At 60.7% G+C, this 20,512-nt stretch carries 15 protein-coding genes; 9 read left to right on the forward strand and 6 right to left on the reverse strand.

The genetic code is table 11. The annotated features are described in order from the left end of the window. The first annotated feature begins 122 nt into the window (after positions 1-122). Together LGH74_RS21705 and LGH74_RS21710 are read left to right on the forward strand one after the other, a co-directional pair. Positions 123-1,403, forward strand: coding sequence for a sugar isomerase (locus tag LGH74_RS21705; protein ID WP_226179695.1), 1,281 nt, complete (start codon positions 123-125; stop codon positions 1,401-1,403). Continuing rightward, positions 1,400-2,740 carry an FGGY-family carbohydrate kinase gene (locus LGH74_RS21710; RefSeq protein WP_226179697.1) on the forward strand — a complete coding sequence of 447 codons (1,341 nt, stop codon included), beginning with the start codon at positions 1,400-1,402 and terminating at the stop codon, positions 2,738-2,740. Before LGH74_RS21705 ends, LGH74_RS21710 begins: the two co-directional genes overlap by 4 nt. Before the next feature lie 59 nt (positions 2,741-2,799). On the opposite strand, the gene LGH74_RS21715 is transcribed toward LGH74_RS21710, so the two are convergent. Beyond that, the gene (locus LGH74_RS21715) at positions 2,800-3,183 is read right to left on the reverse strand and encodes a four helix bundle protein (RefSeq protein WP_226179699.1); all 384 of its coding nucleotides are present in this window, start codon (positions 3,181-3,183) and stop codon (positions 2,800-2,802) included. 63 nt (positions 3,184-3,246) lie between these two features. On the opposite strand from LGH74_RS21715, the gene LGH74_RS21720 reads away from it, so the two are divergent. From LGH74_RS21720 to LGH74_RS21740, 5 genes are all read left to right on the forward strand, one after another. Next, positions 3,247-3,987, forward strand: a complete 741-nt coding sequence (locus LGH74_RS21720) for a (Fe-S)-binding protein (protein WP_226179701.1) — start codon at positions 3,247-3,249, stop codon at positions 3,985-3,987. Between the two features lie 93 nt (positions 3,988-4,080). Next, positions 4,081-5,448: a lactate utilization protein B gene (locus LGH74_RS21725; protein ID WP_226179703.1), complete on the forward strand. Its 1,368-nt coding sequence runs from the start codon at positions 4,081-4,083 to the stop codon at positions 5,446-5,448. 241 nt (positions 5,449-5,689) lie between these two features. Further along, entirely contained in the window at positions 5,690-6,256 is a 567-nt protein-coding gene (locus tag LGH74_RS21730) for a LutC/YkgG family protein (RefSeq protein ID WP_226179705.1), read from the forward strand. Between the two features lie 447 nt (positions 6,257-6,703). After that, complete coding sequence (gene kaiC / locus LGH74_RS21735; protein ID WP_226179707.1) at positions 6,704-8,152, forward strand: circadian clock protein KaiC; 1,449 nt, start codon at positions 6,704-6,706, stop codon at positions 8,150-8,152. A 62-nt stretch (positions 8,153-8,214) separates the two neighbouring features. After that, complete coding sequence (locus LGH74_RS21740) at positions 8,215-8,490, forward strand: circadian clock KaiB family protein (protein ID WP_226179709.1); 276 nt, start codon at positions 8,215-8,217, stop codon at positions 8,488-8,490. Positions 8,491-8,574: 84 nt separating this feature from the next. Here LGH74_RS21740 and LGH74_RS21745 read toward each other — a convergent pair whose 3' ends face one another. Next, positions 8,575-10,008 (reverse strand): glycoside hydrolase family 28 protein, encoded by a 1,434-nt coding sequence (locus tag LGH74_RS21745; protein WP_226179711.1) that lies wholly within the window; start codon positions 10,006-10,008, stop codon positions 8,575-8,577. Positions 10,009-10,675: 667 nt separating this feature from the next. Between LGH74_RS21745 and LGH74_RS21750 the strand changes: the two genes are divergently transcribed. Together LGH74_RS21750 and LGH74_RS21755 are read left to right on the forward strand one after the other, a co-directional pair. After that, entirely contained in the window at positions 10,676-13,882 is a 3,207-nt protein-coding gene (locus tag LGH74_RS21750) for a SusC/RagA family TonB-linked outer membrane protein (protein WP_226179713.1), read from the forward strand. A 27-nt stretch (positions 13,883-13,909) separates the two neighbouring features. After that, a complete protein-coding gene (locus tag LGH74_RS21755; protein WP_226179715.1) occupies positions 13,910-15,424 on the forward strand; it encodes a RagB/SusD family nutrient uptake outer membrane protein in 1,515 nt (504 codons plus the stop codon). A 170-nt stretch (positions 15,425-15,594) separates the two neighbouring features. Here the strand turns inward: LGH74_RS21755 and rhaM are convergent, their stop codons facing one another. From rhaM to LGH74_RS21775, 4 genes are all read right to left on the reverse strand, one after another. Then, positions 15,595-15,909: an L-rhamnose mutarotase gene (gene rhaM / locus LGH74_RS21760; RefSeq protein WP_226179717.1), complete on the reverse strand. Its 315-nt coding sequence runs from the start codon at positions 15,907-15,909 to the stop codon at positions 15,595-15,597. A gap of 83 nt (positions 15,910-15,992) precedes the next feature. After that, the gene (locus LGH74_RS21765; protein WP_226179719.1) at positions 15,993-17,264 is read right to left on the reverse strand and encodes a sialate O-acetylesterase; all 1,272 of its coding nucleotides are present in this window, start codon (positions 17,262-17,264) and stop codon (positions 15,993-15,995) included. Further along, positions 17,251-17,532 carry a hypothetical protein gene (locus tag LGH74_RS21770; RefSeq protein ID WP_226179721.1) on the reverse strand — a complete coding sequence of 94 codons (282 nt, stop codon included), beginning with the start codon at positions 17,530-17,532 and terminating at the stop codon, positions 17,251-17,253. Before LGH74_RS21770 ends, LGH74_RS21765 begins: the two co-directional genes overlap by 14 nt. 73 nt (positions 17,533-17,605) lie before the next feature. Continuing rightward, complete coding sequence (locus LGH74_RS21775) at positions 17,606-20,458, reverse strand: glycosyl hydrolase (protein WP_226179723.1); 2,853 nt, start codon at positions 20,456-20,458, stop codon at positions 17,606-17,608. Positions 20,459-20,512 lie beyond the last annotated feature (54 nt).

Below are 20,512 nucleotides of genomic sequence, written 5' to 3' on the forward strand. Positions count from 1 at the left end.
AAATAAACCCGCGCAAGCAGGAGAGTTCAGAACAGTTTGGGCAAGACCGGTGCGCTACTTTGCTTTCGTTACAAGTATGGTTCTGCCAGCCATCCTATTCCCGGCCTCCAAATCCGCCCCGTATGCTTTCCGCCCAACGCCTCCACGACCTCAACCAGCCTTTGCTGGCCGAGCACGAGCTACAGTTTTCCTACCTCTCCGACCTGCTCAGTCGCCGCCACCAGGATGCGCAGGAAGTAGTGCGGGAGCTGGTCAAATTCCAGGTGGCCATTCCGAGCTGGGCCCTGGGCACCGGCGGCACCCGCTTCGGCCGTTTCCCGCTGGGCGGGGAGCCGCGCAACCTGGAGGAAAAGCTCGGCGACGTAGGCCTGTTGCACCAGCTCAACGGCTCGTCGAACTCCATTTCCCTGCACATTCCCTGGGATATTCCCCAGGACATTCCCGGCCTGGAGCAGCTGCAGCAAGAGTACGGCCTGGTTATCGACTCGGTGAACTCCAACACGTTCCAGGACCAGCCTGAGCAGCCGTTTTCCTACAAGTTCGGCTCGCTCTGCCACACCGAGCAGCCCGTGCGCCAGCAGGCCATCCAGCACAACATCGACTGCATCAACTACGGCCGGCAGCTGGGGGCCAAAACCCTGACCGTGTGGCTGGCCGACGGCTCCAACTTTCCCGGTCAGCAGCACCTGCGCCGCGCCTATCTGCGCACCCAGGAGTCGTTGGCCGCCATCTACGAGGCCATGCCCTCCGATTGGCAGATGCTCATCGAGTACAAGCCCTACGAGCCCCACTTCTACTCAATGGTCATTCCCGACTGGGGCACCTCCTACTCCTTGTGCCAGTCGCTGGGCAAAAATGCCAATGTGCTGGTGGATTTGGGCCACCACCTGCCCAACACCAACATCGAGCAGATTGTGGGCCGCTTGCAGCAGTTCGGCCGCCTCGGCGGCTTCCACTTCAACGGCTCCATGTACGGCGACGACGACCTCACGACCGGCAGCAGCAAGCCCTTCCAGCTGTTCCTGATTTTTAACGAGCTGGTAGACGCCGCCCGCGACGCAGCCGTAACAAACCCGCTGGTGGCCTACATGATTGACGCCAGCCACAACACCAAAGACCCGCTGGAAGACCTCCTGCAATCCGTCGAAAACATCCTCGGAGCCTACGCCAAGGCCCTGCTCGTGGACCGCGAAGCGTTGGCCGAAGCCCAGGAAAGCAACGACGTGGTGCGGGCCGAGGAAATCCTGCGCGACGCCTTTTTGCTCGACGTGCGCCCCCTCGTGGCCGAAGCCTACCGCCAGAGCGGCGGGGCCCTGAAGCCCGTGCACGCCTACCGCGCCGCCGGGGTGCGGGAGCAGCTTATTCAGCAGCGGGGCAAACGTAGCGTATCGACCGGGTTATGAAAAAGGGCATGAAGAAGTCGATTTACGCCGTTTTTGACATCGGCAAGACCAACAAGAAGCTCATCCTTTTTGATGAGCAGCAGCAGATTATCGACGAGCAGCTCCACGTCTGCACCGACGTGCTCGACGACGACGGCTTCAGCTGCGACCATCTGCCCCGCCTCACCGAATGGGTGCTCAAGCACTGGCAGGACTTGCGCCAGAGCCCGCACTATACCGTCAAGGGCGTCAATTTTACCGCCTACGGGGCCAGCTTCGTCCACCTTGGCGCCGACGGCCAACCCATGGCCCCGCTCTACAACTACCTCAAGCCCATTCCCGAGGAAATACAGCAGCAGTTTTACGCCGAGCTGGGCCAGTCGCCCGACGAATTCGCGGCCGAAACCTGCTCGCCCCAGCTGGGCATGCTAAATTCGGGGCTGCAGCTTTACTGGCTCAAATATGCCAAGCCCGAGCTCTATGCCCGGATTCACACCTCGCTGCACCTGCCCAACTACCTCTCCTACCTGCTCACGGGCGAGAAGTTCAGCGACTACACCTCCGTGGGCTGCCACACGGCCCTCTGGGATTACCAGCGCCGCCAGTACCACGACTGGGTGCGCCGCGAGGGCATCGACGAAAAGCTCGCGCCCCTCACCAAAGACTCCATTGCCAGCGTCGTGGATGGTATTATGGTGGGCGTGGGCCTGCACGACAGTACCTCGGCCGTAATGCCCTACCTGGCCGAAAACGACGAGCCGTTTGTGCTCATTTCCACCGGCACCTGGTCCGTCACCATCAACCCCTTCAACAGCCAGCCCCTCACCCCCGAGCTGCTGCGCCGCGACTGCCTCAGCTTTATGACGCCCCGGGGCGAGGCTACCCGCGCCTCCCGCGTGTTTCTGGGCCGGGAGCACGACCATCAGGTAGAGCGCATTGCTACGTATTTCCACGTCAAGCCCGATTTCTACCGCTCTATCGTACTGGCCCGCCCCTACGACGAAACCTCCACCCTCTTCACACCCGCCTGCATGGCCGGCACCGGCCCCTTCCCCGACCAGCCCGCCGCCGACTGGGACCTTTCCGGCTTCCGCAGCGCCTCCGATGCCTACCAGCACCTGATGCACGGCCTGATCAACATCCTGCTCGAATCCATCCACCTCGTCTGGCAGGGCGAGAAAACCATCTTCGTCGACGGCGGCTTTGCCCGCAACCCGCTCTTCATGCAAACCCTGAGCTGGAACTTCCCCAAAGCCGAAATCCGCACCCTGGAAGTGCCCCAGGCCACCGCCCTGGGCGCCCTGGTCCACCTGGAACAAGGCGAAGCCTGGAAGAAAACCCAGCTCCTCTTCACCTGATGATTGTTGATTGTTGGGAGTTGATTGTTGCCGTTTAACGATAACAATCAACTCCCACCCTACTCCTTCAAACTGGTATTGGTGTATTTGATGAGCGTGTTGATGCTTTTAGGTAGCAGTTGGAGCTGAGTAAAGATGTGCGTGTATTGCTCAATGGTTAACAACTGACGGATTTTCGCTTTTTCATTCCAGTCCAGTGCTTCCATTAGAGAACCTCTGGCTATCCGGTAGAATTTGATTTTATCCTTCTTCCCGTAACGTCCAAATCCTTCTGCCAGGTTAGCCGAAACACTATCGACAGCTCTGACAAACTGCGCGCCGACTGTATTCTGCGCCAAATAATTCCAACACACTACAGCATCCCAAACGCAATTGCTCAACGCAAAGCTAATCCGGTACGCTTCTACATCTCCCAACCGAAAGTGGCGTGTGGCGTCTTCCATATATCAATAAACTCAATAATCCAGAACAATAACAATCAACTCCCAACAACCAACAACCAACCAATGCGCGTCGCCCTTTTCATTCCCTGCTACGTCGACCAGTTCTACCCGCAGGTGGGCATAGCATCCTTACAACTGCTGCAAAAGCTGGGCGTCACGGCCCACTTCCCCGCCCAGCAAACCTGCTGTGGCCAGCCCCTGGCCAACAGCGGCTGCGAGCGGGATGCGCTGCCCATCTACCGCCACTTTGTCGATACCTTCCAGCGCTACGACTACGTGGTGGCCCCCTCCGGCAGCTGCGTTTACCACGTCCGCAAGCACTTCGATAAGCTGGAGCAAACCCCTGAAGTAGAGAAAGTACGCGCCAGCACCTACGACCTCATCGACTTTATCACCGGGGTACTCGGCGTAACGGAGCTGCCCGGCCACTTCCCCCACAAAGTGGGCCTGCACCTGAGCTGCCACGGCCAGCGTGGCCTGCACCAGGCCAACGAATCCGAAATAACCCCCATCCGCGACGGCCAATTGCGCCGCCTGCTCTCCTCGCTCGACGGTATCGAGCTCACCGAGCTAGACCGCAACGACGAGTGCTGCGGCTTCGGCGGCACCTTCTGCGTCTCGGAAGCCGCCATTTCCGCCCGCATGGGCCAGGACCGCGTCCAGGACCACCTGCGCAACGGCACCACCGTCCTCACCGGTGGCGACATGTCGTGCCTGATGCACCTACAGGGCATCGTGCGTCGCCAACAGCTCCCCCTGCAGGTGCTGCACGCGGTGGAGATTCTTAATGGGGTTAGTTGTTAGTTGCTCGTTGTCAGTTGTTAGGCCCAACGACCCCAAACAACGAACGACCAAACCCTGACTAACAACTGATAACGAACAACCAGCAACTAAAACATGAGCCACTCCCTTCGCGCCGCCACCTTCGTAGCCGATGCTGAGCGCACCACCTGGCACGACGAAACGCTGTGGTTTGTGCGCCAGAAGCGCGACAAAGCGGTGTATGCCGTGCCCGAGTTTCAGGAGCTGCGGGAGCTGGCCTCCCAGATCAAAGAGCACACCCTCAGCCGCCTCGATGAGTATCTGAAGCAATTCGAGGCCGAAGCTCAGCTCAACGGCGTGCACGTACACTGGGCCACCGACGCGGCCGAGCACAACGCCCTGGTACTCGATATTATCCGGCAGCACGGGGCCACGCGCATCGTCAAGAGCAAGTCCATGCTCACAGAGGAATGCCACCTGAACCCGCACCTACTGGCCCACGGCATCGAGGTCATCGACACTGATTTAGGTGAGCGAATCATTCAGCTGCGCGAGGAGGCGCCCAGCCACTTGGTGCTGCCGGCCATTCACCTGAAAAAGGAGGATGTGAGCGACACGTTTCACCTGCACTTAGGCACCGAGAAAGGCAACCACGACCCGCAGCAGCTCACCGAGGCGGCGCGGCAGCATTTGCGGGCCAAGTTTCTGGCCGGGGAAGTGGCTATTTCGGGCGTCAATTTCGCCGTAGCCGAAACCGGCGGTGTCGTTATCTGCACCAACGAGGGCAATGCTGATCTGGGCGTAAATCTGGCCAAAGTTCACATTGCCTGCATGGGCATCGAAAAGCTCATTCCGCGCCTCAGTGACCTGGGCGTCTTCACCCGGCTACTGGCCCGCAGCGCCACCGGCCAGCCGGTTACCACCTACACCTCGCACTATACCAAGCCCGCCGAGGGCCGGGAAATGCACATCGTCATCGTCGATAATGGCCGCACTCAGCAGCTGGGCCGCCCCGACTTCCGCGCCTCGCTAAAGTGCATCCGCTGCGGGGCCTGCATGAACACCTGCCCAGTGTATCGGCGCAGCGGCGGCCACAGCTACGATTTCACCGTACCCGGCCCCATCGGCGCGATTCTGTCGCCCAACATCGACATGAAAAAGCATAGCTCCCTGCCGTTTGCCAGCACGCTCTGCGGCTCCTGCACCGATGTATGCCCGGTCAAAATCGATATTCACACCCAGCTCTATAAGTGGCGGCAGGTGCTGGCCGAAGCCGGCGAAATTCCGACTGCCAAGAAGTGGAGCATGAAGTTTACGGGCCGCCTGCTGGCCAGCCCCACAGCCTTTGGAATGGGCGGCCGCCTGGCCCGCACCGGCCTGCGCCTGCTACCCCACGGCCTCACCCACGCCACCACCGTCAACGCCTGGGCCGTGGCCCGCGAGTTGCCCGAGCCTCCTAAGCAAAGCTTCCGCGAATGGTACCAAGAGACGGTGAAGCTATAATGTGCTCAAGCGCTAATGTGGTTGAATGTAGACAATGTGTCATTGCGAGCAGCGCGAAGCCATCCGTCCTCTGCGCAGTACGCACTGTCCTTTTATCAGAAAGCCCTTTTCCGTGTGCACCGATTAATAGTTTTTCACAAAAGGAAGCTTAGCACATTTCAGCGGACGGATTGCCACGGCTGCGCCTCGCAATGACACGAGTTTAGCACATCAGCACATTAATCATTCGCACATTACCCCAGTGACTACTTCCCGCGAAAAAATACTGGCGGCGGCCCAGGCCAACAAGCCCGCCGAAACGCCTTTGCCCAACATCCCGGACTTTGGCGGGGATGCTTCCGTGGAGCGTTTTACGGCCGTGCTGGCCGGTATCGGGGGCCGGGCGGTGTGGGTTGAAGGCCGGGGCCAGGTGGAGCAGGCGCTGCGGCAGCTGTTTCCCGAGGCCCGGCTTGTGGCCTCGCCCCTGTTTGCAGGTACGGTAGCCGTTGATGCCCAGACGCCCACCGCAATGCTGGCCGACATTGACTTGGCTGTGCTTCAAGGGGAAATTGGGGTGGCGGAAAACGGGGCCGTGTGGCTGCCCGAGGCCAATATGCTGCACCGCGCCCTGCCCACCATTACCCAGCACCTGGTGCTCGTGCTCGACCACCGCCGCCTGGTGGCTACCATGCACCAAGCCTACGCCCAGCTGCCCGGCACCGGCGGCTACGGCGCTTTCGTGGCCGGGCCCTCCAAAACGGCCGACATCGAGCAGTCATTAGTCATTGGCGCGCACGGGGCGCGCAGCCTGGTGGTGGTGCTCTACTAATTATTTCCTCCTGCTGAATCGAAAGAAGCTGCTGCTATTCGTGGCGGCTTTTTTCGATTCAGCCAGATCCGGTGCTACTGGCGCAGTAATTCGCGAACTTCCTCCTGAGCCCTTAAAACCGCTGTCAGAAACCCCAAAGACGCATTAGCATTACGTACAGGATAATTGGCCGGAACTTACCGGGTACTACCGTTTTCTAACCAACTGCTGCGCTTACCTGTTTATCTAGTGCTCAGCTTCCGCCAGTAGCCGCCGCTCTGCCCGGCCAAAGAAATTACTGAGTTCCAATAGCGTACCTTGCGGCTTATCCTCCCAGGCAAAAGCCCCTGCCCTCCCCCGATCTGCCTGCTCCGCTCCGGTTTCTTTCGGACTTACCCGAATTTCCTGTTCCTTCCCAGCCGGCGGCGCATTGCCTTCCGCCGCTTCATCCTGCCCTTTTCTCTGCCCATGAGCATCAAAAAACTTCAAACCGGAATTACCGCCTTCGACCATATTTCGGCCGGCGGGCTTCCCTACGGCCGCACCACCCTGATTTCGGGTAGCTCGGGGTGCGGCAAAACGCTGTTCAGCGCGCAGTTTCTGGCCATGGGTATTCAGCTTTTCGACCAGGCCGGTGTGTTTGTCACCTTCGAAGAGCAGGTGGAGGATATCCGCATCAACCTGCGCACCCTCAACTGGGACATCGACACCTGGGAAAAAGAGGGCAAATGGGTGTTTGTGGATGCCTCCCAGAAGGACGACGACTCGCTGACCGTAGGCGACTACGACCTGAGCGGCTTCCAGGTACGCCTCGAGCGGGCCATTACCAAGTGCAACGCCAAGCGCGTAGTGCTCGACTCCATCGGCAGCGTGTTCACCCAGTTTCAGGAAATGAACAGCATCCGCCACGAGCTCTTCAAAGTCACGCTGGCCCTGGGCCGCCTCGACACTACTTCTATCATCACCACCGAGCGCACTGAGGAATACGGCAAAGTGTCGCGGCTGGGCGTGGAGGAATTCCTGACCGATAACGTCATTATTCTGCGCAACGTGCTGAGTGAGGAGAAGCGGCGGCGCACCATCGAAATTCTCAAGTTTCGGGGTAGCATGCACGAAAAGGGCGAAAACCTGTTTACGATTCACCCCGAGCAGGCCATTGTCATCATCCCGCTGTCGGCCATGGACCTGAAGTACCGCTCGTCGAGCGTGCGGGTAACGTCGGGGGTGGCCAAGCTGGACGAAATGTGCGGCGGTGGCTTTTACCGTGACTCTATCATTCTGGTTTCGGGCTCCATTGGGGCGGGCAAAACGCTGCTGGTAGCCAACTTTATCAACGGAATCCAGAAGAAGGAGCGGTGTTTGCTGCTGGCCTTCGAGGAAAGCCGGGAGCAGCTGTTTCGCAACGCTACCGGCTGGGGCCAGGATTTTGCCAAGCTCGAGGAAGACGGACAGCTGAAAGTGGTGTGCATCTACCCCGAGGTATCGTCGCTGGAAGACCATCTGCTCAACATCCAGGCCATCGTCAAGGAATTCAAGCCCGACCGGATTGCCATCGACAGCCTCTCAGCCTTGTCGCGCACCAGCACCGACAAAGCCTTCCGGGAGTTTATCATTGCCCTTACCTCGTTTCTTAAGCACCAGGAAATCACCGGTATGTTTACCGTGACGACCACGCTGCTCTCGGGCGGCACTTCCGACACCGAAGGCAATATTTCCCCCCTCACCGACACCATCATTCTGCTGCGCTATGTGGAAATGTCGGGCGATATGCAGCGCAGCCTATCGGTGCTGAAAATGCGCGGCTCCAAGCACGATTCCTCCATCCGGGGCTTCACCATCGACGACAAAGGCATCAACATCGGTGAGCCGTTTATCGGCGTCAGCGGCATTCTTACCGGCATTCCGCTTCGGAGCTAGTCTCCGGACCCGCAGTCCGAATAACTCAACAGTAACCCGGTGTGGCAGCCTTAGCATAACCCATGAGCAAACTCGCTTTACATCTTTATATTAACGGGAAAAGTCACATTTCGGTGGAGGCCATTGATAACCTGAATACGATTTGCCAGGAAAAAGTCCCAGGAGAATACGAGCTGGAAGTCATCGACATTCAACTCGACCCCGACCGGGCCGAAGAGGCCGGCATCCTGGCCATTCCCACCCTGATCCGGACCTGGCCCCTACCCGTAACCCGCATGATTGGCGCCCTGACGGTTAAGTCCCGCGTCATGGCGGGCCTGGGCTTGTCGAATCTGTAGCCCGCCATTCCGCCCGTATTCCTTCCTAAAGCAAAGAAGCGGCCCTTACCCGGGGCCGCTTCTTTGTTTTCAAGTCAAGTCGTTTCAAAACTTCATGCCGGTGCTGTTGATGACGGCAACGGGCTCCTGGTCCTGGGCCGTGATGTTGATGTTTTTCACATGCCAGCCCCGGCCGTAGTTGATGCCGCCGGCGGTTTCGGCCGTCATCGTGATATTCTCCAGGGTCATGTTTTCCAGCAGGGAGTTGGCCTGGCCTTCGGCCGAAATGGCGGTTTTGGCGTTGGTTACCCGCACGTTGGTGATGGTCACGTCCTTGAAGTGCGGAATGCCTTTCTCGGCGGGCTCCACCTTGGTGAGCATAGCTTTCCAGTGCGCGGGCAAGGTTTCCTGGGTGTAGCCTTCCGGCAACGAGGAGTAGCTGTAGGCCGGGTTCCAATTCATGGTCATCAGAATGGCCGTGCCCACGCCGTCCATTTCGATGTTATCCACCACGATATCCTCCACGGTGCCGCCCCGCGTGAGGGCCGATTTGATGCGGATGCCGACTTTGGTGCCCTTGGCTTTCAGGTTGCGGGCAATGACGTGGCGAATACCGCCCGAGGTTTCCGAGCCGCAGGTAAATAGCCCGTCGCCGGCCCCGGCCACGCAGTTCTGAATCAGGATGTACTCGGCGGGCCGGTTTACGCGCAGCCCGTCCCAGTCGCGCCCGGCTTTGAGGCAGAAGTTGTCGTCGTTGCAGTCGATGTCGCAGTTCTGCACCAGCACGTAGCTGCTCGAATCAATGTCGATACCGTCGGTGCTGGGGCCGTGGCCACCCACGTTGTTGCGAATTACCAGCCCGTCGGCCGTCACGTTTTTGGAGTAGAGAATATGCACCGTCCAGAACCCGGCGCGCTGCAGCGTGATGCCCTTGAGCGTGACATTCGAGGAATTGGCGACCAGCAACGTGCGGGGGCGCTTGGCGTCGTAGTCCACTATCCAGCGCAGGCCTTTGGGGTCGTACTCCTTGCGCATGGCCCAGTAGTTGTCCCAGAACGGCTTGCCCTGCCCATCCACGGTGCCTTCGCCCACGATGGCCACGTTGTCCTGATCCAGAATATTGATGAGAGCGGCGGGCCACTTCATTTCGAGGCCGGCCACGCGGGTGGGCATATCGGGGTAATCTTTCAGATCCTGGCTGCCGAGCAGCGTCACGCCCTTATCGAGGCGCAGGGTCACGCCTTTTTTCAGGAAGAGGGAGCCCGTCAGGTATTGGCCGGGCGCAAACGTCACCACGCCGCCCTTCTTAGCCGCCGCATCAATGGCCTTCTGAATGGCCTGGGTATTGAGGGTTTTGCCATCGGCCACGGCCCCGTATTTGGCGGCCAGAAACGTGTTTTTGGTGGCCGGCAGGGTTTTGGCGCCGGTTTCTTTCACCCAGACCGGGTCGGCAGCAGCGGCCACGACCGGCTGGGGTTCAGCAAAGCTGCCCAGCCAGGTAAGCAGCGGCAGCAGAAAGGAAATACTCAGAGTCATCATGGGCGGGAAGGCTGGCGGCGTGAGAAATGGCGGCTATGACGTGACGCGTGGCCGGAAACGCGAGGAAGTCAAATTCCCACAGATGCCTCCTGCTTTCCTTGGGGGCCCCGCGTCAGTCAAGGTAGCTCTCCATTGTTTCAAATTTGCCGGTTGCGCCCAACAGAACCCTCCCGTACCCTCCTGCTGACTTAAAAAACGGCAGCGGCCACGGCGGGGCGATGCGCCGGCAGGTTGTGGACAGCGCGGCGGCGCAAACGTTTCCGGGACTTTAGCTCAGCAAAAACTCGCTTTATGGCCGCGTCAGGCCACTATTCACCCGGCCGCAGCTTCCTGGCCACGGAACTATAAACCAGCTGCTTTCAACCATTTTGGGCGTCGATAAGCCAATAAAATCCGCCTGACAGCCGAAGGCCTTACAGCTGATATATCCAATTTAGCACGGCACTCACTAACTATTTACCCTTCGCTGTTACGCACTAAACGCCATTATCTTAGGAATATAACTATCAAAAAATAATTCAAACGGCCCTGCTCCCGAAAACTGATTCTAAAAATAATAACACCCAGCAGTCTACAGGAGAGTTTCGGCTGGCGGACGAAATACTTTGGCAACACCAAAGCAGTGGCTTCGGGCACACTTCCGTCTCAAACCTCACCCTCCGCACGTATGAAAAGAAGTTACACCTTGTGGCTGGCCGGTCTGGCCGCCATTTCGCTGCCCGCCCCACTGCTGGCCGGGCCCACGGCAGCCCCGGCCTACTTGCCCAGCCGCGCCGGGGCCGAATGGCAGCTGACGGGCAAAGTAACCGCCGCCAACGGCGAAGCCCTGCCCGGCGTGACGGTGGTGCTGAAAGGTACTACCCGCGGCACCACCACCGGCCCCGACGGCAGCTTTGCACTGGCCGTACCCGAAACGGCCGGCACCCTGATTTTCAGCTACATCGGCTACCTGACCCAGGAGCACAAGTTTACGGGCGCGGCCACCATAGCAGTGCGGCTGGCCGACGATTCGAAGGCCCTGGAGGAAGTGGTGGTGGTGGGCTACGGCACCCAGAAAAAGGCCGACGTCACCGGGGCCATTGCCCGCTTCGATGCCAAGCAGCTGGAGGAGCGTCCCATTGCCCGCGTCGACCAGGCCCTAATCGGGCAGCTGGCCGGGGTGCAGGTGAAGCAGACGACGGGCGTGCCAGGCCGGGGCTTTTCGGTGCAGGTGCGGGGCTCGGGCTCCATTACGGCCGGCAACGAGCCGCTGTACGTCATCGACGGATTTCCACTGGAAACGGCCGCTCAGAACGCCGGTGGGCGCTTCGGCAGCGGCAGCCCGCTCGATAACATCAACCCCAACGACATTGAGAGCATCGAGGTGCTGAAAGATGCCGCCGCCGCCGCCATTTACGGCTCGCGCGCATCGAACGGGGTGGTGTTGATTACGACCAAGAAAGGCAAAACGGGCAAGCCCCGCATCAGCGTGAACACCTACGCTGGCTTCAGCCAGGCGGCCCGCAAGCTGCCCATGCTCGACGCCGAGCAGTGGGTAGACCGGGCCACGGAGATGATAAATGCCGCCTGGGTGAATTCGGGGCCGGGCCGCACCGCCAGCCAAACCACGGCCCAGCGCCAGGCCATCCTGGGCGTGGCTACCATCAACCCGGCGCTGATGCTGGACGACCGGTGGGCCCTGCCCGGCCACCCCGGCCTGACGTACGTGGACTGGCAGAAGGAAGCTTTCCGCACCGGGGCCACCCAGGACTACCAGGTGTCGGCCAGCGGAGCCAACGACTTCGTGAACTACTACGTTTCGGGCGACTATTTCAACCAGGGCGGCATCATGACCGGGCTGGGCTACAAGCGCTACTCGGCCCGCGCCAACATGGACATCTGGGCCAACGACAAGCTGAAATTCGGCCTGAATATCTCGCCCTCCTACTCCATTGCCAACGACCCGGGCGTGGAAGGCAAAGACGCGCTGATTCACATCGTGACGTCTATGTCGCCGGTGGTGGAAGCCGATGCCGGCCTGAATACCAACACCGGCGACTTTACCAGCTACCGCTGGGGCGCCACCCGCAACAGCCCCATCCGGCAGCTGGAAGAAAACACCGGTGAAACCCGCACCATGCGCACCCTGGGCACGCTCTACGCCGAATACCAGGTGATAAAAGGCCTGAACCTGCGCACCACTCTGAACCTGGACAACAGCGACGGAGCAGCCAAAACTTACAGCCCGGCGGCCCTGAACGGCAGCCTCGGCAACCGGCAGGCGGTGGGTGCCTACAACGGCTACCGCAAGACGACCTTCGTCAACGAAAACACGCTGGCCTACGCCACCACCCTGGGCGTGAACCACGACCTTTCGGCGCTGGCGGGCTTTTCCTACAACACGACCAAGCTCGATGCGCAACGCCTGACGGCCGCCGGCGGCTTTGTGAACGGGGCCGTGACGACCATCAACGGCGCGGCCAACGTGTCGGGCACCACCAACAACTTCACCACCGAAACCCGCAACGTGCTGGTGTCCTACTTCGGCCGGTTGCAGTATTCCTACCTGGGCAAATACCTGCTCTCGGGCACCATCCGGCGCGACGGGTCGTCGCGGTTTGGGCAGAACCAGCAGTTCGGCGTTTTCCCGTCGGTGTCGGCGGGCTGGCGCATCTCGCAGGAAAACTTCATGCAGCGCATCACGCCGCTAAGCGAACTGAAGCTGCGGGGTAGCTACGGCCTGTCGGGCAATAATAACATCGGCGACTACAGCAGCGTGGCTACACTAGGCATCTATAACTACAGCTTCGGTACCACGCCCGTGAGCGGCCAAACGCCCAACCGCGTGAACAACCCCGACCTGAAGTGGGAAAAGTCGCAGACGCTGGACGTGGGCGTGGATTTCGGGTTCCTTAAAAACCGCCTTACGGGCTCGTTCGACTACTACACCAAGACCAGCAAAGACCTGCTGCTGAACGTGCCGATTCCCTACGCTTCGGGCTTCCCGACCCAGCTCACCAACATTGGCGAGGTCATCAACCGGGGCTGGGAGCTGGAGCTGAGCAGCCACAACCTGACCGGCGCCTTCCAGTGGAATACCGGCCTCAACTTCAGCCACAACGCCAACGAAGTGGTGCACCTGGGCGTGAGCGACGCCCCGATTCAGGTGGTGTCGGCCTTCGATATTCCCAACAACATTCTGCAGGTGGGCCAGCCCGTCTACAGCATCTTCGTGGTGCGGCAAACCGGCATTCTGACCCAGGCTGACCTGGACAACGGCGCGGCCCGCTACGGCACCCAGACCGTGGGCGACCCAAAATACTTTGACGCCAACGGCGACGGCAAAATCGACGCCGATGACCGGGTGGTAGTGGGCCACCCCAACCCCGACTACACCTGGGGCATCACCAACAGCTTCAAGTACAAGGGCTTCGACCTCAGCGTGCTGGTGCAGGGCCAGTGGGGCGGCTCGATCTACTCGCTCTTCGGCCGCGCCATCGACCGGACTGGCCAGGGCTACGTCGACAACGTGCCGGCCTTCTACACCGAACGGTGGCGCTCCCCAGACAATCCCGGGGCCGGCGACCGGGGCAAAGTGTACTCCACCTTTGGCCGCATCAAAAACACCGACTGGCTGTATTCCTCCGACTACTACCGGGTGCGCAACATCACGCTGGGCTACGATTTGGGCCTGGTTATTAAGAAAAGTATTGCCCAGGGAGTCCGCCTCTACGTGACGGCCGAAAACTTCTTCGGCCACGATGAATACCGGGGCGGCTACAACCCCGAGGCTGTGAATACCGACGGCGGCGACGCCAACTTTCCGGTGGGCGTCGACTACGGCGGCCTGCCGCTCACCAAGTCCCTGATTGTGGGCCTGAACCTGACTTTCTAACCGGCCACTGCTACGCGCTTTTCAACCATGAAAAACCGATATATCACCCTCTGCGCCGCCCTGGTATGGGCCCTGAGCGGCTGCGAAAACGAGCTGGATCAGGCCCCGATTTCCAGCGGCTCGACGCCGACCTTCTTCCAGACTGCCAACGACTTCGACCAGGCCCTGACTACCGTCTACAGTGACCTGGTAGCCTACCCCGATCGGCTCTACAACCTCTCCGAAATGCGCTCCGACAACCTCTACGGCGTGGGCGAAGCTGGGGTGCGCGACTGGGAGCCCATCAATAACTTCCAGACCACGCTGGCCACTAACCCCTACGTGGCTGAGGCCTGGGCCACCAACTACAACGGCATCTTCCGGGCCAACACGCTGCTGGACCAGCTGGCCGCCAACGGCAGCATTCTGGCCCCGGCCGTGCGCACGCGCTACGAGGGCGAAGCCAAGTTTCTGCGGGCCTTCTACTACTTCGACCTGGTGCGCACCTTCGGCCGCGTGCCCCTGATTGAAAAAGCTCTGGTACCCAGCGAAGTGCTGAAAGTGCCCCGCACACCGGTAGCCGACGTCTACAACCTGATAATTGCGGACCTGCAGACCGCCATTGCCAACCTGCCCCTCGCCTACGACAACACTGTAACGGCCGACAAGCCCAACATCGGGCGGGCCACGGGCAGCGCCGCCAAGGGCCTGCTGGCGCTGGTGTACCTCACCCGCTCGGGCCCCACCTATGGCATTCAGGGACCGGGGCTGGCCAGCGGCGAATACGGCAAGGCCCTGACCTTGCTCAACGAAATCATTGCCAGCAACAAATACGGCTTCGTGGCCAAGTATGCCGACATTTTCTCCTACACCAACGAGAATAACCGCGAGGTCATTTTCGACGTGCAGTACATCAGTGGTGGCACGGGCCGGGGCGGCACGCTGCCCACGCTGATGTCGCCGAGTACGTATTTCGCGGCCGTGAAAATCCCGTTTGCGGGAGCCGAGGAAATCAAGCCGGTGTCGAATGACTTGCTTGGCTCCTACGCCGCAACCGACGTGCGCAAGGATTTCAACTTCCAGATGGGCTACACCACGCTCACCAACTTCAAAGAAACCCGGGCCTTTGAGCGCAAATACCTGAACGAAACCCTGCGCGGCGTCGACCGTTTCGACTGGCCCGTCAACTTTATCGTGCTGCGCTACACCGACGTGCTGCTGATGAAGGCCGAGTGCATTCTGCGCGGGGCCGCCGGCAGCCCGGCCGAGGTAGATGCGGCCGTGAGCCAGGTGCGGGGCCGCGCCGGCCTGGGCCCCGTTGTGGGCGTCACGCTGCCCCAGCTATTGGAAGAGCGGCGGCGCGAGTTTGCCGGCGAAGGCCTGCGCTGGCACGATTTGGTGCGCCAGGGCGTGGTGCTGGACGTGATGAACACCTGGATTGCCAAGGAAGACACCCGCAACAAAATCACGCGCAACATCACGGCCAATAGCATCCTCTACCCCGTGCCCCAGGCCGAGCTAACCGCCGCTCCCGGCCTCTACGAGCAGAATCCCGGGTATTAAAAGCCGGTAGCAACAACGGCAAACGGCCCGCCCTCGGACTATCCGGAGGCGGTCCGTTTGGGTTTAAGCAGTAGCTGCAGAAGATGCCAGTAGCGCGAACTTTAGCTTCGCGTAACTCGCGCCATTCGGGTTGTTCTGGCACGCGAGCTACACAGTTCGCGCTACTATTATTACTCCTGGTGAAATACCCGTTCGAGCTGCTTTACCACCGGCGAATTATCGGGGTTGGTTTCCATCAAATCGGCCATGTGGGCCCACCAGCGCTGCATAATGGCCTGTGCCGGCAGTTCATCGGCGGTGTGGCCGGGCAGGCGTTTCTGCACGGCGAAAAGCGTGCCGCTGGCACGGTCGAGGTAGATGGAATAGTCGCGGATGCCGGCAACGGCCAGCAGCTCGGTCAGCTCGGGCCAGATTTCGTCGTGCCGGCGCTGGTATTCGGCTGCTACGCCAGATTTGAGCTGCATGGTGAAGGCTATTTCTTCCATTAGTATAAAGGTTAGTCGATTACGGTAGCGTTGGCCGAAAACCAGCGCCTGGCGTTCCAGGAGTACAATTACCGCCTGTTACTCTACCGCAGGCCCTGGGTCTTCAGCTTCCACTGGTCGGTGCGGAAGGGCGTGGCGGGCAGGCCGGCGGCGTTGTAGAAGTTGGGCCGCGGAATGGCGCGCCAGGCGAAGCGCACGGCTACCGGCCGGGGTACCTGCGTGCTCCACACGACTACCGAGTTGCCGTCGATGCGGGTTTGGGCGGGGTGAAAGATGCTGTCGGTTCCGGCAATGGTAAACTCGCGTAACGGGCCGTTCTGGGCTACCAGCCCGCCGTCGGCGTGTTCGAAGCGCAGGCGCACTTTGCCGTTCTCGGCTTTCATCGACTGGTACACGGGGCCCGAATACACCGTTTTCTTCGCGCCATAGTCTTTTGCCAAAGCCCACTGCGCTAGCCGATGCCCGACCACCTGCTTGTTGCGCGGATGAATGTCGGCTGAGTCGCTCCAATCGGTGATGACGGCCATGCCGGTGTGGGGCACGGTTTGCATCGTGAGCAGCTGGGCCTCCCGGATTTCGGCGTTCTGGCTGTAGTGCGGGGCAATCTGGACGAAGTAGAAGGGCATTTCCGGCTGCTGCCACTCGTTGCGCCAGCTGGTAATCAGGGCCGGAAACAGGCGGCGGTACTGGTAGGCCCGCACGGCATTGTTCTCTCCCTGGTACCAGATAACGCCCTTGAGCGTGTAGGGAATCAGGGGCCGAATCATGCCGTTGTAGAGCTTGTAGGGCGACTTGTTGCTGGTGGCCCCCACGGGAGCCAAAGGGGCCGCCCGAGTCGTTTTGGGGTTGGCGGCACGCTTCTGCTGAAAGTCGGCCAGTTGTGCTTTATAGGCGGCCTGGTCCTGGACAAACGTGGTGATTCCCTGCTCGTAGCGGCTTAGAATGGGCTGAAAGTCGGGGTCTTGGGCCAGCACCTCTTGGCGCGTCCAGGATTCGGCCGGGGTGCCGGCCCACGAGGAGTGAATCAGGCCGATGGGCAGCTTGGTTTTTGCCTGAATTTCCTGGGCAAAAAAGTAGGCCACGGCCGAAAAGCCACCCACCGTGGCCGGACTGCACACCACCCAGCTGCCCTTGGTATCACGCTGGGGCGTGTCGGCCACTTTCTGCTCCACGGTAAACATGCGGATGGCCGGGTAGTGCGCCAGCGGAATTACCTGGTCGGCATCGGGTACGCCGGTTTTCCAGGTGGAAGGCACGCGGGCCACCGGGAAGGCCATGTTCGACTGGCCCGAGCAGAGCCACACCTCCCCCAGCAGCACATTTTTGACCGTCAGCAGGTTATCACCCTTTACCACTACCGTGCGTGTGCCCGCCGGCCTTGCCCGTGGGCACACGCACCAGCCAGCTGCCCTGCGCGTCGGCGGTGGTTTTCACCGGCTCTTTCTGCCAGCTTACGGTTACTGTTACAGCCTCGCCGGCCTCGGCCCAGCCCCAGAGGGCCACGTTACTTTGCTGCTGCAACACCATGTTGTCGGCTATCAGGGCCGGCAGGGTTACGTTGGCCTGGGCAGCGTGGCCCAAGGCAAGCAGAACGGCGGAAGCTATGATGGGCAGAGCGCGCATGATAAATGAAAGTTGAAGAAATATTGACAACCAGAACGCTGTACTGTAAAAAGCAGAAACCACCGGCCCGCCGCTACTGCACCTGCTGGCCGGTGGTGGTGGGCGTCAGGGTTACGGGGCCGAGGAGGCCGGAGGCCCGGGGCTGCCATTTTTCGGCCGTAAACAGGCCATCGGCACCCCGGTTTTCCTTGAGCTTGCTCGACATATTGATGTTGTAGGCATTCTTGTACGACACCTTGCGGCGGTCCAGGTCGCTGATGCGGTTGGCCATGCCGTTGCTTACGGCCACGGTCAGCGTATTGGTGGCTTTAAGCTGACTTTTGGGAATAAACACTTGATACGTAGGACCAATGAGGGTACCCAGGGGCTGGCCGTTGAGCTGCACCCGGGCACTTTCCGCCACCCGGCCCAGGTTCAATAGCCAGCCGTCGGCCGCACCCTGTGGCATCGGGAAAGCCAGGGTGTAGGTGGCCGTGCCGGCGAATTTCTGTACCGCCTCGCCGTTCCAGCTAGTCCAGGAAGTAAGGTTTTGCACCTGGGTTTTGGCCGGCAGCTCGGGTCCGCCCGAGGTGAACTCAACATCCCAGGTACCGGTAAGCGGCTGGGCGGCCCCGGCGGGCTTCTGGTAGGCATAAGCCGGGCCGGTAACGGCCGTTTCCGAGGTTTCGAGCACGCACGACTCGCCCGGGGCCAGCTGCACGTACACCTCGGGCCGGCCCTTGGCCGACGGGCGTACCGCGGCCATGCCCAGCTGCTCGGTCATGGGGTTGTACAGCGCCACCGATTTGGCGGCCGTTTGCAGCGCTACCCAGCTGTTTACTGGCTTTTCGCTCCAGTTGGCCACGAAGTACGTGTAGCCTCTAGCCGTGCGGCGGCGCTCAAACTGCAGGCCGCTGTCAGTCAAGGTTTCGCGCTTCACGCCGGCCTGGGTCAGTAGCTGGTTTACGTCGGTGCCTACCAGCACCGCGCCTTTGCCGAACACGGCCTTCCGACTACCGTTGCTGCCGGCCGTGAAGCTGAGTTGGGCCAGTTGCTTTTTAAATGCGGCGCGACGAGCCACCAAGTTGCCCTGACCCGGTACATCGTCGGGCAGGGCCTTCTGAAACACCACCGTGGCGCCATTACGGGCCAGCTTCAGCAGCTGATCCAGGGTGGGCAGCGGCAAGGTGCGGGCGTCGGGCACGAGGATGGCCTGGTAGGTGGCGCCGCCGGTTTGCAGGCCGTTGCCAGCCGTGGCTACCTGTAGCAGCTGCTTATCGGAGATAAAGTCGAAGCCGTAGCCGCGCCGGAGCAGCTCTTCGCCGGTCGTGCCCACCGTCATGCCCTTAAAGCCGTGCTCGATGCCGTCGAAATGCTGGAGCAGCACCTTGCCGGGTCGGGCGTAGGCGTCGTAGATGGGCAGGTACACCAGCACGTCGTTGGCGGGCTTGCCGGCCTGCATAAACGACTGACAATGGGCCACGTAGCGGTTCAGTTGCCCGAAATCCTGCCAGAAGGTGTTGTTGGGGTTGAAATGCACAGCTGCGTAAAACAGCCAGCCCGGCCAGGGCGCGGCCTGGGGCGAGTAGTTGGTGCCGTGGTAAAAGGTATGATTTATGCCGCCGAGCAGCATCCGGTCCATAGCCTTTTTTACGTCGCTGAGCGAGGACAGAAAATGGTCATTTTCCCAAGTCGCCGTTTCCGACGAAGCCAGCTTTTTGCCCGTTACGTGGGCTGCCGACGAGGCAAACTTGATGCGCAGCAAATCCTCACCTTCCGTCTCGGGAATGTCGGTTACGGCGTACAGGTCCAGAATATTGGCCGGCGAGCCGTGGGCCTGGTTGCGAATCAGCGCGCCGTGGGTTTTGGCCCAAGTGCTCCAAGTCTGGGTATAGTTTTCGAGCAGCAGCTCCGATATCGTTTCGCGGTAATCGGTAAGCACGCGCTGGTTTTCGTCGGTCTGGGCTTGGTCAAACAGGGCGGGTAGGTGCTGGCGCAGGTCGTAGCCGCGCCGCTGCTGGAACTCGGCAAACAGCAGCGGCGTCCAGTTGGCCTCGCCTTGGGCATCGTCTACCTCGTAGGAATCATTGAAAAAAGCCCGGATGCCCTTCAGGTTGCGGCCCTTGAAAGCTTCGTCGAAGTGCTGGAGGTAGTGCTGGGTGGCCGTTTTGGAGAAATGGTCGATTACGTCGCCTTCGCCGCCGGGGCCAGCCCGCTCCACCTGCTTGCCATGCCAGCCCTCAAACAACGCGTAGAGTTGCCAGTTGCCCGCCGGCGCGGTCCAGTTCAGCTTGCCGGCCGAATCCACCTTACTGGTCAGGTCCAGCGTTTCGCCCTTATCGGAATACGCCATCAGGGCCTGCAGGGGCAGCGACTTCTCGAAGCGCACCTGGTCGAAAGCGTGCAGCTGCAAATCCGGATTTTTGGTGATGGGCTCCACCAGTTGCTTGCTGTCGATGGGCTGGCCCACGGTACGCACCAGGGGCTTTTGGATGAACGTCACGGCGTCGCGCAGCTGCTCGCCGCCCTTCACGCGGTACGATTGGAAGGTGGCATACTTGCAGGCGTCGGCCGCAGTAACCCAGGGCCCGCCGAACGGCCAGCCCGAGGCCTGGGCCATATCCACGCCCAGCCCCAGCCGGCCAGCTTCCCTAAGCGTGTGCTCCAGCATATCGAGCCACTTGGGCGCCAGGAAATTGATAAACTGTGGCTCGGCGCCTTTCTGCCCGTATATCGTCGTTATTTCCACCCCGCCCAGCCCGGCCCGCTGGTATTCGGTGAGCAGGCGCGTGAGGTCCTGCTCATTCACGGCGCTGCCCTGCCACCACCAGCGCGTCCAGGGCTTGGCCTGCTGGGTAATGGCCGGCCATTTCGGGGCCTGGGCCACGGCAGCCGGCTGAGGCAGCGTGGCGGCCAGCAGCAGGGAAAGAGCGAGGGACTTTTTCATGGGGAAAGGGCAAGTTGTTTGTTCAGAACATCATGTCTCGCGCTGCTCTACACG

The organism is Hymenobacter lucidus, assembly GCF_020447265.1.
GTDB classification, from domain to species: Bacteria; Bacteroidota; Bacteroidia; order Cytophagales; family Hymenobacteraceae; genus Hymenobacter; species Hymenobacter lucidus.